Here is a 14,509-nt window from a genome sequence, read left to right as displayed (position 1 = left end):
GTGCTGAAGCGCTTATAGCGCGGCAGCCTGCAACTGGAAGTCGATGTAGCCGTAGGCGATGCGCCGCGACTTGTCGGCGTTGAACTGGCCGCCGACCAGGCTGCCACGCAGCCACAGGCCGTCGATCATCGCGGCCAGGCCACGGGCGGCCAGGCGGGCCTGCGGGTGGGGCAGCAGGCGGTTGAACTGGTGGCACAGGTTGGAGAACAGGCGCTGGTCGTTGGCGCGCTGCAGCCGGGCCAGTTCCGGCTGGTGCATGCTGGCGGCCCAGAACGTGAGCCAGACGCGCATTGCGGTACCGTTGATCTGACTGTCGTCGAAGTTGCCATCGACGATGGCACGCAACTGCTCGCGGGGGTCATCGCTGGCCTCGGCGCGGTAGCGGGCGACGGCGTCCTTCAGTTCGCGCAGGATCTGCCGCATTGCAGCATTGAGCAGGCCGTCCTTGTCGCCGAAGTAGTGGGCGACGATGCCGCTGGACAGCCCTGCCTTCTTCGCGATGGTGGCGACGGTCGCGTCGGCCATGCCGATCTCGTCGATGGTCTGGAAAGTGGCCCGGATAAGCTGTTCGCGCCGTACCGGTTCCACGCCTTTCTTCGGCATTGTCTCTCCACGGATTGCGACCCGAAGGATCGGCTGCCCGCCATTATGCTTTTTATTGATTGAACGTTCAATCAATAAACCCTAGGATGCGCTCGCGCCCCACGCCATGGGCCCGGTTTACCGGTCCGGCCCCGCCCATGTGCTCCCCCGGACTGATGAGACGATCCCATGTCTTCCCTGGCTCATCCCAAGCGTTCGCCCTTGCGCTTGAACCGTTTTGTCTTTCTCAGCTCCTCGGTGTCGATCGGCATCCTCGGGCTGCTCACCGTTCTCTATCCCGAAGGCAGCGAGCACTGGCTGCAATGGGCGCAGGCCGAGGTGTCGGCCGCGTTCGGCTGGTGGTACATGCTGCTGATCGTGCTGTGCCTGGGCTTCGTGCTGTGGCTGGCGTTCTCGCCGTATGGCCGCATCCGCCTGGGCCACAACGAGGAGTCACCGGCCTTCGGCTACGTTGCGTGGGTCTCGATGCTGTTCTCGGCCGGCATCGGCATCGCGCTGCTGTACTACGGCGCCTACGAGCCGCTGGACCATTTCCTGCATCCGCCCGGGCAACCCGGCGGGACCGTGGCCGCCGGCCGCGAAGCGATGGTGCTGACCTTCCTGCACTGGGGCCTGCACGGCTGGGCGCTGTACGCGCTGGTCGGCGTGGCGCTGGGCTACTTCGCGTACCGCCGCGACCTGCCGCTGGCGCTGCGCTCGGCGCTGTACCCGATCTTCGGTGAGCGCATCCACGGTCGCATCGGCGACATGGTCGATGGTTTCGGCATCCTGGCCACGCTGATCTCGATGGTGACCAACCTCGGCATCGGCGCGCTGGTGGTGCAGTCCGGCCTGGTCTACCTGTTCCACATCCCGGATACGCCGCAGGTGCTGGTGGCCATCGTGCTGGTGATGATGGTGGTGGCCACCATCGGCGTGGTCGCCGGTGTGGAAAAGGGCATTGCCTGGCTGTCCAACCTCAACGTGCGCCTGCTGTGTGGCCTGCTGCTGTTCGTGCTGGTCACCGGCCCGACCCTGCACCTGTTCGATGGCCTGATCCAGAATACTGGTGATTATCTCGGCGCGTTCGTGCGCAAGAGCTTCGACATGTACCTCAACGACCCGAAGGGCCGTGAGTGGATGGGCTCGTGGACGCTGTTCTACTGGGCCTGGTGGATCGCCTGGGCGCCGTTCGTCGGCCTTTTCGTGGCACGCATCTCGCGCGGTCGCACCATCCGCGAAGTGATCATGGGCGTGCTGCTGATCCCGCTCGGCTTCACCCTGGCCTGGCTGTCGATCTTCGGCAACACCGCCATCGACCTGGTGCTCAACCACGGCCAGGCGATCCTGGGTGAGGTGGCCCAGCACGATGCGGCGATGACGCTGTTCAAGCTGCTGGAATACCTGCCCGGCGCGCCGTACGTGGCCGGTGCTGCGGTGGTGATCGGCTTCGTGCTGTTCCTGACCCCGGTCGACTCGGGCACGCTGATGATCGCCAACCTGTGCACCCGTCGCGTTGACGATGGTGTGGAAGACGGCCATGACGCGCCGATCTGGCTGCGCGTGTTCTGGGCGGCCGGCATCACCGTGGCCAGCGTCGGCCTGCTGCTGGCCGGCAATTTCAGTGCGATGCAGACGGCGGTGGTGCTGTGTGGCTTGCCGTTCTCGTTCACCCTGGCGTTCTACATGTGGGGCCTGCTGAAGGCGCTGCGCACCGACCCGGACGCACCCCGCCGCTGAGCGCGTCTGTAGAGCCGAGCCCATGCTCGGCTGCTGTTGGCGCAGAAGCAGCCGAGCGCAGGCTCGGCTCTACAGGGGGGCATCGCAGACGGAAAGGGCCGGATCCGTGCGGATCCGGCCCTTTTCCGTTACTTGCTGGCCAGCTGGCGCAGCACGTACTGCAGCAGACCGCCATGACGGAAGTACTCGACTTCCTTCGGGGTCAGCAGCATCACCGAGACCTCGAAGGTCTTCTTCGTGCCATCGGCCTTGGTCGCGGTGACCGTGGCGCGCTTGCTGGCACCGTCCTGCAGGCCGGTGATGTCGATCACTTCCGAGCCGTCCAGGCCCAGGCTCTGCGCGTTCTCGCCGTTGCGGAACTGCAGCGGCAGCACGCCCATGCCGACCAGGTTGGAGCGGTGGATGCGCTCGAAGCTTTCGGCGATGACCGCCTTCACCCCCAGCAGCAGGGTGCCCTTGGCCGCCCAGTCGCGCGACGAACCGGTGCCGTATTCCTTGCCGGCCAGCACCACCAGCGGCACCTTGTCGGCCTTGTACTTCATGGCCGCATCGTAGATCGCCAGCTTCTCCGGCTGGCCACCGCCGGCGGGGTAGTACAGGGTGTTGCCGCCTTCCTCGCCACCGAACATCAGGTTCTTGATGCGGATGTTGGCGAAGGTGCCGCGGACCATGACGTCATCGTTGCCGCGGCGGCTGCCGTAGCTGTTGAAGTCGGCCGGCTGCACGCCGCGTTGCTGCAGGAAGCGGCCCGCCGGCGAGTCCTTCTTGATGTTGCCGGCCGGGGAGATGTGGTCGGTGGTGATCGAATCGCCGAACAGGCCCATCACGCGTGCGCCGTGCACGTCGTCGATGCTGCCGGTCTGCATGGTCATGCCATCGAAGTACGGCGGGTTCTTGATGTAGGTGGAGGCATCGCTCCACGCGTACAGGTTGCCGTCCGGCGAGGCGATGGTGTTCCAGCGGGTGTCGCCCTTGAACACGTCGGCGTAGTTCTGCTTGAACATCTCCGGGCCGATGGTGGCGGCGATGACATCGCCGATTTCCTTGTTGCTCGGCCAGATGTCGCGCAGGAACACCGGCTGGCCATCGCTGCCGGTGCCCAGCGGCTGGGTGGTCAGGTCGATGTCGGTGGTGCCGGCGATGGCATAGGCCACCACCAGCGGCGGGCTTGCCAGGTAGTTCATCTTCACTTCGGGGTGCACGCGACCCTCGAAGTTGCGGTTGCCCGACAGCACCGAGGTGACCACCAGGTCGCCGGTGGCGATGCCGGCGCTGACTTCGGTCGGCAGCGGGCCGGAGTTGCCGATGCAGGTGGTGCAGCCGTAGCCGACCACGTAGAAGCCGATCTTCTCCAGCTCCTTCAGCACGCCGGCCTTTTCCAGGTAGTCCGTGACCACGCGCGAGCCCGGCCCGAGCGAGGTCTTCACCCACGGCTGGCGGTTCAGGCCCTTGGCGGCCGCATTGCGGGCCAGCAGGCCGGCACCGATCATCACCGCCGGGTTGGAGGTATTGGTGCAGGAGGTGATGGCGGCGATGACCACCGCGCCATCCTTCAGCCGCACCTTGCGGCCTTCGATCTCGATGTCGGCGAAGCCCTTGGCCAGCTGCTCGTTGCCGACCGCCGCGCCGCCGCCTTCATTGACGAACGAGGAAACACCATCACTGCGCTTGTCGCGGTTGCTGGTCATGCCAACCAGTGCTTCGCGGTAGTTCTTCTGCACGTCCTCCAGCAGCACGCGGTCCTGCGGACGCTTCGGGCCGGCCAGCGACGGCTTCACCGTGCCCATGTCCAGTTCCAGCGTGGTGCTGTACTGGGCATGCGGGCTGCCCGGTTCGTGCCACAGGCCCTGTGCCTTGGCATAGGCTTCGACCAGGTCGATCTGCTCTTCGCTGCGGCCGGACAGGCGCAGGTAGTTCAGCGATTCGGCGTCGATCGGGAAGATGCCGCAGGTGGCGCCGTACTCCGGGGCCATGTTGCCGATGGTGGCTCGGTCGGCCAGCGGCAGGTGCTGCAGGCCGTCACCGTAGAACTCGACGAACTTGCCGACGACGCCCAGCTTGCGCAGCATCTGGGTGACGGTCAGCACCAGGTCCGTAGCGGTGGCACCCTCGGGCAGCTTGCCGGTCAGCTTGAAGCCGACCACCTGCGGAATCAGCATCGACGACGGTTGGCCGAGCATGGCGGCCTCGGCTTCGATGCCGCCCACGCCCCAGCCAAGCACGCCGATGCCGTTGATCATGGTGGTGTGGCTGTCGGTACCGAACACGGTATCGGGGTAGGCGACCGCCTTGCCGTCCCTGTCGGCGGTCATCACTACGCGGGCCAGGTTCTCCAGGTTCACCTGGTGGACGATGCCGGTGTTCGGCGGCACCACCTTGAAGTTGTCGAAGGCCTTCTGGCCCCAGCGCAGGAAGCCGTAGCGTTCCTGGTTGCGCTGGAACTCGATCTTGCCGTTGAGGTCCAGCGCGTCCGGCTTGCCGAACACATCGACCTGCACCGAGTGGTCGATGACCAGTTCGGAGGGGATCTGCGGGTTGATCTGCTCCGGCGAGCCGCCCAGCTTGACGACCGCGTCGCGCATCGCGGCCAGGTCGACCACGCAGGGCACGCCGGTGAAGTCCTGCAGGACCACGCGCGCCGGCATGAAGGCGATCTCGGTGTCCGGCTCGGCCGCCGGGTTCCAGCGGGCCACGGCTTCGATGTGGTCCTTGCCGACGGTGATACCGCCGTCCTCGTGCCGGAGCAGGTTCTCCAGCAGGATCTTCATCGAGTAGGGCAGGTGGGAGATATCGAAGCGCTGGCCCAGCGTGGGCAGGCTGAAGTAGTCGTAGGTCTTGCCGCCGACGTTCAGCTGGCTGCGGGTGGAGAACGAATCGCTCATGCGGGGTAACTCCTTCTTGCGGATGGCTTGCAGTGGCCCGCGCATGGGCGGGCCTGCTTGCGGTCGCCGCGGGCCTGACGGCCCCGGTCGTCCCAGTATGAACCTCAGACTGAATGGATTCATCCGGGCCGGGTCCCGGCCTGCGGCATCGGTTCCAGACTACAGGGGAAGGTGTATGGCGTATGTCACGTTTGTGGCCGATCCTTTGCGAGGCAAGGGCTGGCGGGGCGCCGGTCCTGTTCAGGGTGGAAGTATGCCCGGGGAAGTATGTATAATTTGTGCATACTCTGGAGGGCCTACCGATGGAAGCCACTGTTGCAGAACGCGGACAGATCACCCTGCCCAAGGCGGTGCGTGATGCCCTCGGCCTGACCAAGGGCACGCTGCTGAAGGTCGAGCTGGACGGCAGCCGCATCATCCTGCGCAAGAGTGTTGACGATGCGATTTCACGGGCGCGCGGCAAGTTTGCGCTGGACGGCTTCGAATCGTCCGACGCAGCGGTACGCGCGGTGCGTGACGAGGAATAAGCCGTGATGATCGCCGTCGATTCACCGGTGCTGGTCGAGCTGCTCAGCAATGGTCCGCAGGCCGATGCCGTGGAAGCCATCCTCCGGCAGAGCCTGGTCGGTGGCCGCGTGGTGGTCTGTGGCGCGACCCTGGCCGAGGTCTGCGCATCGCTGCGCGGCGGCGCCGAGGTGCTCGAAGCGCTGGAAGAAATGGGCGTGCACTTCAACCCGATGGAAGCCAAGTCGGCGCTGCGCGCCGGCGAGATGCACCGCCGTCATCGCCAGCGTGGCGGCAGCCGCCGCAGCCTGGACGAATTCATGGTCGGCGCCCACGCACTGCTGCAGTGTGACGGCCTGATCACCTGGAACGACACGTTTTACCGCGACTACTTCAAGGGCCTGAAGCTGATCGTGCCGCACGCCTGAGCCCACTTTGTTATTTCAACCTACGCATTACCCGGGAGTTGTCATGTTGGAAGCCTACCGCCACCACGTCGCCGAGCGCGCTGCGCTTGGCATCCCGCCGCTGCCGCTGAGCGCGCAGCAGACGGCCGATGTCATCGAACTGCTGAAGAACCCGCCGCAGGGCGAGGCCGAGTTCCTGCTCGACCTGCTGACCCATCGCGTGCCGGCCGGTGTCGATGACGCGGCCAAGGTCAAGGCCTCGTACCTGGCGGCGATCGCCCTGGGCAGCGAGCAGAACCCGCTGATCAGCCGCGAGCGCGCCACCGAACTGCTGGGCACCATGCTCGGCGGTTACAACGTCGCCCCGCTGGTGCAGTTGCTGGACGACGCCAGCGTCGGCACCATCGCCGCCAACGGCCTGAAGAAGACCCTGCTGGTGTTCGATGCGTTCCATGACGTGCAGGAAAAGGCCAAGGCCGGCAACGCCAACGCCCAGGCCGTGCTGCAGAGCTGGGCCGATGCCGAGTGGTTCACCAGCAATCCGGAAGTGCCGCAGAGCCTGACCGTCACCGTGTTCAAGGTGCCGGGCGAGACCAACACCGACGACCTGTCGCCGGCACCGGACGCGACCACCCGCCCGGACATTCCGATGCACGCCCTGGCGATGCTGAAGAACAAGCGCGACGACGCGCCGTTCACCCCGGAAGAAGACGGCAAGCGCGGCCCGATCCAGCAGATCCTGTCGCTGAAGGAAAAGGGCCACCTGGTTGCCTACGTCGGCGACGTGGTCGGCACCGGTTCCTCGCGCAAGTCGGCCACCAACAGCGTGCTGTGGTGGACCGGCGATGACATTCCGTTCATCCCGAACAAGCGCGCCGGTGGCGTCTGCCTGGGTTCGAAGATCGCCCCGATCTTCTACAACACCATGGAAGATGCCGGCGCGCTGCCGATCGAGCTGGACGTGTCGAAGATGGAACACGGCGATGTGGTCGAGCTGCGTCCGTACGAAGGCAAGGCGCTGAAGAACGGTGAAGTGATCGCCGAGTTCCAGGTCAAGTCCGACGTGCTGTTCGACGAAGTGCGTGCCGGTGGCCGCATTCCGCTGATCATCGGCCGTGGCCTGACCGGCAAGGCGCGCGAAGCGCTGGGCCTGGCCCCGACCGATCTGTTCCGCCTGCCGGTGCAGCCGGTCGACACCGGCAAGGGCTTCTCGCTGGCGCAGAAGATGGTCGGCCGCGCCTGTGGCCTGCCGGAAGGCCAGGGCATGCGCCCGGGCACCTACTGCGAACCGAAGATGACCTCGGTGGGCTCGCAGGACACCACCGGCCCGATGACCCGCGACGAGCTGAAGGACCTGGCGTGCCTGGGCTTCTCGGCCGACCTGGTGATGCAGTCGTTCTGCCATACCGCCGCGTACCCGAAGCCGGTGGACGTGAAGACCCACCACACCCTGCCGGAGTTCATCTCCACCCGTGGCGGCGTTTCGCTGCGCCCGGGCGACGGCGTGATCCACAGCTGGCTCAACCGCATGCTGCTGCCGGACACCGTCGGCACCGGTGGTGACTCGCACACCCGTTTCCCGGTGGGTATTTCGTTCCCGGCCGGTTCGGGCCTGGTCGCCTTCGCCGCGGCCACCGGCGTGATGCCGCTGGACATGCCGGAGTCGGTGCTGGTGCGCTTCAAGGGCAAGATGCAGCCGGGCGTGACCCTGCGTGACCTGGTCAACGCGATCCCGCTGTACGCGATCAAGTCGGGCCTGCTGACCGTGGCCAAGGCTGGCAAGAAGAACATCTTCTCCGGTCGCATCCTGGAAATCGAAGGCCTGCCGGAGCTGAAGGTCGAGCAGGCGTTCGAACTGTCCGATGCCTCGGCCGAGCGTTCGGCGGCCGGTTGCTCGGTGCGCCTGAACAAGGAACCGATCATCGAGTACCTGACCAGCAACATCACCCTGCTGAAGTGGATGATTGCCGAGGGTTACCAGGACCCGCGTTCGCTGCAGCGTCGCATCGAGAAGATGGAAGCGTGGCTGGCCAACCCGCAGCTGCTGGAGCCGGATGCCGACGCCGAATACGCCGCCGTCATCGAGATCGACCTGGCCGACATCCATGAGCCGATCGTGGCCTGCCCGAACGACCCGGACGACGTGAAGACCCTGTCCGAAGTGGCCGGCGCCAAGATCGACGAAGTGTTCATCGGTTCGTGCATGACCAACATCGGTCACTTCCGCGCCGCTGCGAAGCTGCTGGAAGGCAAGCGTGACCTGCCGACCCGCCTGTGGGTGGCCCCGCCGACCAAGATGGATGCTTCGGAGCTGACCAAGGAAGGCGTGTACGGCACCTTCGGCGCTACCGGCGCGCGCATGGAAATGCCGGGCTGCTCGCTGTGCATGGGCAACCAGGCGCAGATCCGTGAAGGCTCCACCGCGATGTCGACCTCGACCCGCAACTTCCCGAACCGCCTGGGCCGCAACACCAACGTGTACCTGGGTTCGGCGGAACTGGCGGCGATCTGCTCGCGCCTGGGCCGCATCCCGACCAAGGAGGAGTACATGGCGGACATCGGCGTGATCAACGCCAATGGCGCGGAGATCTACCGCTACATGAACTTCGACCAGATCGAGGAATACCAGGACGTGGCCAAGACGGTCGCTGCCTGATGCGGTAACTGAAAACCCCCGGCTCGCGCCGGGGGTTTTTTTGTGGGCGGATGACGCATGGTAGTGCCGGCCGCTGGCCGACAACCCGTTGAAACGAAGAACCTCCGGTGAAAGCCGGGTTTTTATTGTGCCCGGCCAGGTGGCCTAGCCCATGCGCATCGCGGTTCGGGTCTGCTCCTGGGCGTGGTCTTGCTGACCGACCTGCTGTGCCTGCGCAATCTGTTCGGCCTTGGCGATCGACTGCTCCACCGGCGTATTGATTGCCTCGCTGATCGGAACCGACGCCCGCAGGTGTGCCGGATTGCCCGGTGCTCCCTGCACAACGAACAGGCGAGGGCCCGAGCCATCGCTGGGTGGAATGCCCAGGACCACATGATCAACGCGTTCGAGGCCGCTGCTCTTGGCCGTCGCAAGCAGGCTGGCCGTCATGCGCTCACTGGTTTCATCGAAGCTGCGCCCGTGCCTGGCATCCACGGCGGATACACCATCGCGGATCTGCTGGTAGAGCACATGGTCTGGATGGCCTTCCTTCCTGGGATCCAAGCCTGCCTTGTCCAAGGTTGACTCAATGCTCTCCTGCAATGGACTCCTGGGAGAGAAGCCGGGATTGCCGAGAGAGGGCGAGCCCTTGTCGGTTGCATCCTGGGTCAGTTGCTCCCCCGGCCTGAGCGCATTCTGGGCCCGCTGCTCCGCTTCAGCCTCGCGGCGGGCATATGCACCGGCTTCCTCAATACCGCGCAGGTAGTTGACCCCGTCGCGCAGCAGGCCAGGTCCGCCGCCGACCAGCACGGTCGCGCCTGCGCGCAACTGATGAACATCACTGCGGTAGTCGGCAATCCTGCGCAGGTCTTCGGGATCTGTGATCCGGGCCTGGGGATTGTCCAGTACAGACGGCACCGGGCCCTTGTCGGTCACGCGATCAAGGAAATGAACCAATCGATGGGAGTCGCCCAACTGGACCGCCACCGCGGCGGACATGACATGGCCGCTTTTCATCCCAGGTGTTCCAAGCGAGGCGATGCGCTGGCCGTGCTCGGCGTTGCGCAGGACCTCCAGTTCCCTGGGCAGCGCATACATCTCGACCTTGCCGTAATGAGGACCGCCCGCGCTGACCAGGTCGCCTGCCATCACATGGTTGGTGAAGGGCGCCGCGTTGGCCGGCTGGCCCTCAGGTAGGCGATACGCCAGCCCGGCAGCACCGTAAGGATTGAATGCGTCGCCGGGGAGGTTGTAGTGGTGTGCAGTGATCTGGGCGAGCGCGCCGCCCAGCGAGTGGCCGGTGACGTACACCGGACCATACCCATTCTCTTTAGCCAGATCGATCGCCTGCTTGGTCAGTGCGAGGGCATCACCGAGTTGTGCGTTGACTCTTGCGGTGACCATCGCAGCGTCGATGCCGCCGTCAATCAGAGGCTGGCGATCAAACTCGGTACCGCGATGGGTGACGATTACTTCTTTGGATTCGAGATTATGGTAAATGACGCCTTGGTAGCCGGTGGCGGAGTTTAGGCTGGCCAATACACGATATTCCGTCCCGGCAATGGTAACAATGGCCTTGGGCGCAGGGAGCGGATCCTTGTAGACATGATCTGAGAGGGCTGCATTTGCTCCAGGATTCATTGGGCTGTTCCTTCAGTCCGTGTGGAGATTTCGATTGGGAAGTAATCCTTTCGCTTATCTTGAGGCATCTTCTCGTACCAAGTCGAAGGCTCGGTAGGCGTCCACTGTGGCGATCCCCCTGAAGTCATGGGGCGTAAGGCGCGATGTACGTAGGTAGTAGCGAGTTTCTCGGTTTCAAGCTTTGTGAATGAAGTCCATGCGGTTGCTTGGATAGGGCGATCATCGATGATGAAGGCGAATGAAGCTTCCACGAGCACGGGCGTCCAAGTGCACGGGCCGCGACCGTAATAGTCGGCAACTTCCATGCCATCGTTGAATACAACACTGCTGAATTCAGTGGCACTGAGGCGCTGTGCCTGAAGCTCAACCTTGTGCTGGTTCGGCTCGTACTGCACCCCCTCCCAATTGTTGACCGGAGGGAGACAGAGTGGGTCTATCTCATACGTGACGAAGACCGAAGGAACGGGGACATCCACGGGTGCATCGTGGACCCGAATCACAATAGGCAGCGCATCCCTGGGTGCAGGATTCTCGCGATAGACCGGGTATGAGCGTTCCTTGTTGCAGCCCGGAACGGCCAGTGTGATCGAGGCGATCAACGCAACGTGAGCAAGGGTCGGGAGAACTTTCAGCATGAGCGGTCCATGTCGCTGCAGGATTTTCCTTGATCCCTGGAACATGCGGTCTCATCACGAACGACGGCGCCGCATCCGGGCAAGTGCGACAGGTTGCGCAGTGGGTATTGCCCGCTATCCGGACCTCCCTCCCTGCGTACCCGAGCAGCGCGGCCTTGCGGGGTAACGTTCATCGGCGTTCCATTGCTGTGCGATACCTGACTATACGACCCGCTCCAGCCGCGCTCCAAGTCGGTGTCCTGCGGGCCTCCCGTTTGGCGCGCATGGCTTGCGGCAGGATCAAACCTCGATCAGCGTCGTTGAAACATCAATGGTCGAAAGTGCTGGCGGCGGATCGGCAATGGAGCCTGACGTCTCTTGGAGGTGTCCAGCAGGGTGCAGAGCCGAGCGTGGGCTCGGCTCTACAGGGGCCTGTCAGCCGCGGGCGAGGGCGAGCAGCCGCTCGGCGATCCGCTCCAGTGGCACCTGTTCCTCGGCCGCGCCCAGCTTGAACGCGGCACCCGGCATGCCCCAGACCACGCTGGTGGCTTCGTCCTGCACCAGCGTCGGCGCGCCGGCCTGGCGCATTTCCAGCAGGCCGCGTGCGCCGTCGTCGCCCATGCCGGTGAGGATGGCGCCGATGGCGTTGCCACCGGCGTTCTGCGCGACCGAACGGAACAGCACGTCCACTGCCGGCTTGTGGCGGTTCACTGCCGGGCCATCGTCGACGCGGCAGCGCCAGCGCGCACCGTCGCGGATGATCCGCAGGTGCTTGCCGCCGGGTGGCAGGTAGGCATGGCCAGGCAGCACTGCTTCGCCATCGCTGGCCTCGCGCACGGCCATCGCCGAGTGCCGGTCCAGGCGTTCGGCGAAGGCACTGCTGAAGCTGGCCGGCAAATGCTGGGTCATCACCACGGCGGGCGCGTCGGCAGGCATGCCTTCCAGCACCACGCGCAGCGCTTCGGTGCCGCCCGCCGAGGAACCGATCGCGATCAGCCGGTCGGTGGTGCGGAACTGCGGCGCGGCCGGGCGTATCGCGGGCGCGGCGTCCAGCATGAGCTTCGGCGCGGCAGCGCGCACCAGCGGACGTACCCGCGAGCGCGCCGCCATCTTGACCTTGGCGATGATCTCGTCGGCGTAGCCCTGCAGGCCGCGGGCCACGTCCAACTTCGGCTTGGATACGAAATCCACGGCGCCCAGCGCCAGTGCCTGCAGGGTGGTGTCGGCGCCGCGCTCGGTCAGCGAGGAGATCATCACCACCGGCAACGGGTGCAGGCGCATCAGGTTTTCCAGGAACGCCAGCCCGTCCATGCGCGGCATTTCCACGTCCAGGGTGATCACGTCCGGGGCCAGTCGCTTGATCTTTTCACGGGCCAGCAGCGGGTCGGCGGCGGTGCCGACCACGTCGATGGCGGGATCGCTGGACAGGATCTCGGTGAGCATCTGGCGCACGACGGCAGAGTCGTCGACGATCAGCACCCGGCAGGGGGCGTTGCCGGTAGAGGTCATTCGAACAGCTCCACGCCACCGGTGACCGGCGCCTTGGACAGGCGCGCACGCACCGCCGATTCGGTGGCGGCCACTTCGGCCTCATGCGCATGCGGCAGGCGCTGCACCACCACGCGGCCGGTGTCGGCGAAGAACCAGATCTTGCGCGGATGGATGCCGCACAGGTCCTCGGCGATGATCGGGATATGCTCGGCCTGCAGGTACTGGCGCACGAACTCGGCGTTGCGGGTGCCCACTGGATTGCTGGTGAAGCCCTTGAGCACGTTGGCGCCGCCGAACACCTTGGCTTCGATGCGCTTGCGGTGGGCGCCCCGCTTGAGCATGTCGTTGATCAGCAGTTCCATCGCATAGCTGCCGTAGCGTGCGGGTGCGCCGTCACCGGCGTTGCCCTCCGGCAGCAGGAAGTGGTTCATGCCGCCGATCTTCAGCACCGGGTCGCGCAGGCACGCCGCCACGCAGGAGCCCAGCGTGGTGGTCAGCGCAGTGGTGTCATCGACCACCAGGTACTGGGTCGGCAGCAGCTTGGCGGCGATGGTCTGGAAGCGCGCATCCTGGTAGCGCATCACATCGTCGGTACGCAGCGAGGCATTCATGCGCCGGCCTTTGCCGCACGGCGGTACAGGGTGCGGCCGCAGGGCTGGATCAGGTCGGCGGCGTGCAGGTAGTTCTCCGAATGGCCGGTGTAGAGCAGGCCGTCATCGGCCAGGTGCTGGACCAGGCGACCGAGGATGGCGCGCTGGGTCGGCTTGTCGAAGTAGATCATCACGTTGCGGCAGAACAGCGCGTCGAACGGGCCGCCGACGTCGTAGCGCGGGGCGAGCAGGTTCAATGGGCGGAACTCGATCAGTTCGCGCAGCGCCGGCAGCACGCGGCACTGGCCCTCGTTGGGGCCGCTGCCGCGCTGGAAGTAGCGGCGGCGCAGGTCCGGATCGAGGCTGGCGACGCGATCGATGTTGTAGACGCCGCGGCCGGCGGTGGCCAGCACCTGGGTATCGACGTCGGTGGCAATGATGCGTACCGGCGGCTTCAACGTGCCGAAGGCCTCGCAGGCGGTGATCGCCATCGAGTAGGGTTCTTCGCCGGTGGACGCCGCGCACGACCACAGCAGCAGTGGGGTGCGGCTGGAGCGCTGCTGGAGTTCCTCGCGCAGCTTGTCGAAGTGATGCGGTTCGCGGAAGAACGAGGTCAGGTTGGTGGTCAGGGCGTTGGTGAACGCCTGCCATTCGTCACCATCTTCCTGCTCCAGATGGTCCAGGTACTGCTGGAAGCTGCGCATGCCCAGCGTGCGCAGGCGGCGCGACAGGCGGCCATAGACCATGTCGCGCTTTGCCGGCGCGAGGGCGATGCCCACGCGCTGGTAGATCAGGTCGCAGACGCGGCGGAAATCGCGGTCGGCGAACTCGAATTCGCGCGGGCCGGTGACGATGGGGGTAGGACTTTGCACGGGGGACGTGTCCATCGGCAGAGGCGGCGGCCGCAGCCGCCGCGGGTGGGTCTCAGAATTCCTGCCAGTCGCTGTCGCTGGCGGCGAAGGTGCTGGCGTTGCTGCTGCGGCGGACCGGAGCGGGCGTGCTGGTCGGCTGCGGGCGTGCCACGGTGGTGACACGGGCCGGCTCCGCGCGCGCGGCCACGGCCTTCACTGCGGCGGACACCTGGTTGTCGAGGCGGAAGATCGCCACGGCGTCAGCCAGCTGGCCGGCCTGGTCCTCCATTGCGCGTGCCGCAGCAGTGGCTTCTTCCACCAACGCAGCATTCTGCTGGGTGGTTTCGTCCATCTGCACCACGGTCTGGTTGACCTGCTCGATGCCGGCGCTCTGTTCCTGCGAGGCCGCAGAGATCTCGGCCATGATGTCAGTCACGCGCTGCACCGAGGCGACGATCTCGCCCATGGTCGCGCCGGCCTTGTGCACCAGCGCCGAGCCGTCGTTGACCTTGCCGACCGAGTCGTCGATCAGGCCCTTGATCTCCTTGGCGGCCGCGGCCGAGCGCTGGGCG

12 protein-coding genes are annotated in these 14,509 nt (G+C 65.6%); 4 read left to right on the top strand and 8 right to left on the bottom strand.

Going from position 1 to position 14,509, the window contains the following annotated elements; translation table 11 throughout:
• Positions 1-12: 12 nt before the first annotated feature.
• Positions 13-603, bottom strand: coding sequence for a transcriptional regulator BetI (gene betI / locus AC5P6H_RS07155; RefSeq protein WP_014647011.1), 591 nt, complete (start codon positions 601-603; stop codon positions 13-15).
• A 168-nt stretch (positions 604-771) separates the two neighbouring features.
• On the opposite strand from betI, the gene AC5P6H_RS07150 reads away from it, so the two are divergent.
• Positions 772-2,322 (top strand): BCCT family transporter, encoded by a 1,551-nt coding sequence (locus AC5P6H_RS07150; protein WP_014647012.1) that lies wholly within the window; start codon positions 772-774, stop codon positions 2,320-2,322.
• Positions 2,323-2,450: 128 nt separating this feature from the next.
• On the opposite strand, the gene acnA is transcribed toward AC5P6H_RS07150, so the two are convergent.
• Positions 2,451-5,204: an aconitate hydratase AcnA gene (acnA, locus tag AC5P6H_RS07145; protein WP_495202431.1), complete on the bottom strand. Its 2,754-nt coding sequence runs from the start codon at positions 5,202-5,204 to the stop codon at positions 2,451-2,453.
• Between the two features lie 302 nt (positions 5,205-5,506).
• Here acnA and AC5P6H_RS07140 point away from each other — a divergent pair, with 302 nt between their 5' ends.
• From AC5P6H_RS07140 to acnB, 3 genes are read left to right on the top strand one after another with little or no spacing between them, the layout of a single operon-like run.
• Positions 5,507-5,731, top strand: a complete 225-nt coding sequence (locus AC5P6H_RS07140; RefSeq protein WP_005409505.1) for an AbrB/MazE/SpoVT family DNA-binding domain-containing protein — start codon at positions 5,507-5,509, stop codon at positions 5,729-5,731.
• 6 nt (positions 5,732-5,737) lie between these two features.
• A complete protein-coding gene (locus tag AC5P6H_RS07135; RefSeq protein ID WP_005416402.1) occupies positions 5,738-6,136 on the top strand; it encodes a type II toxin-antitoxin system VapC family toxin in 399 nt (132 codons plus the stop codon).
• Between the two features lie 43 nt (positions 6,137-6,179).
• Positions 6,180-8,771, top strand: a complete 2,592-nt coding sequence (acnB, locus tag AC5P6H_RS07130) for a bifunctional aconitate hydratase 2/2-methylisocitrate dehydratase (protein WP_169411803.1) — start codon at positions 6,180-6,182, stop codon at positions 8,769-8,771.
• Positions 8,772-8,915: 144 nt separating this feature from the next.
• Here acnB and AC5P6H_RS07125 read toward each other — a convergent pair whose 3' ends face one another.
• From AC5P6H_RS07125 to AC5P6H_RS07100, 6 genes are all read right to left on the bottom strand, one after another.
• Entirely contained in the window at positions 8,916-10,391 is a 1,476-nt protein-coding gene (locus AC5P6H_RS07125; protein WP_262224578.1) for an XVIPCD domain-containing protein, read from the bottom strand.
• Positions 10,388-11,026, bottom strand: coding sequence for a hypothetical protein (locus AC5P6H_RS07120; RefSeq protein WP_495202430.1), 639 nt, complete (start codon positions 11,024-11,026; stop codon positions 10,388-10,390). Before AC5P6H_RS07120 ends, AC5P6H_RS07125 begins: the two co-directional genes overlap by 4 nt.
• A 414-nt stretch (positions 11,027-11,440) precedes the next feature.
• A complete protein-coding gene (locus AC5P6H_RS07115; RefSeq protein WP_197606439.1) occupies positions 11,441-12,514 on the bottom strand; it encodes a protein-glutamate methylesterase/protein-glutamine glutaminase in 1,074 nt (357 codons plus the stop codon).
• Positions 12,511-13,107, bottom strand: coding sequence for a chemoreceptor glutamine deamidase CheD (gene cheD, locus AC5P6H_RS07110; RefSeq protein WP_014037083.1), 597 nt, complete (start codon positions 13,105-13,107; stop codon positions 12,511-12,513). Before cheD ends, AC5P6H_RS07115 begins: the two co-directional genes overlap by 4 nt.
• Positions 13,104-13,973: a CheR family methyltransferase gene (locus AC5P6H_RS07105; protein ID WP_049416359.1), complete on the bottom strand. Its 870-nt coding sequence runs from the start codon at positions 13,971-13,973 to the stop codon at positions 13,104-13,106. Before AC5P6H_RS07105 ends, cheD begins: the two co-directional genes overlap by 4 nt.
• Before the next feature lie 37 nt (positions 13,974-14,010).
• On the bottom strand, positions 14,011-14,509 hold a 499-nt coding region (locus AC5P6H_RS07100; RefSeq protein WP_495202429.1), incomplete at its 5' end, for a methyl-accepting chemotaxis protein.

The sequence above is a fragment of the Stenotrophomonas sp. YJH_SMC_110 genome, assembly GCF_059369255.1.
This window is presented reverse-complemented; position numbering and strand designations above follow the sequence as displayed.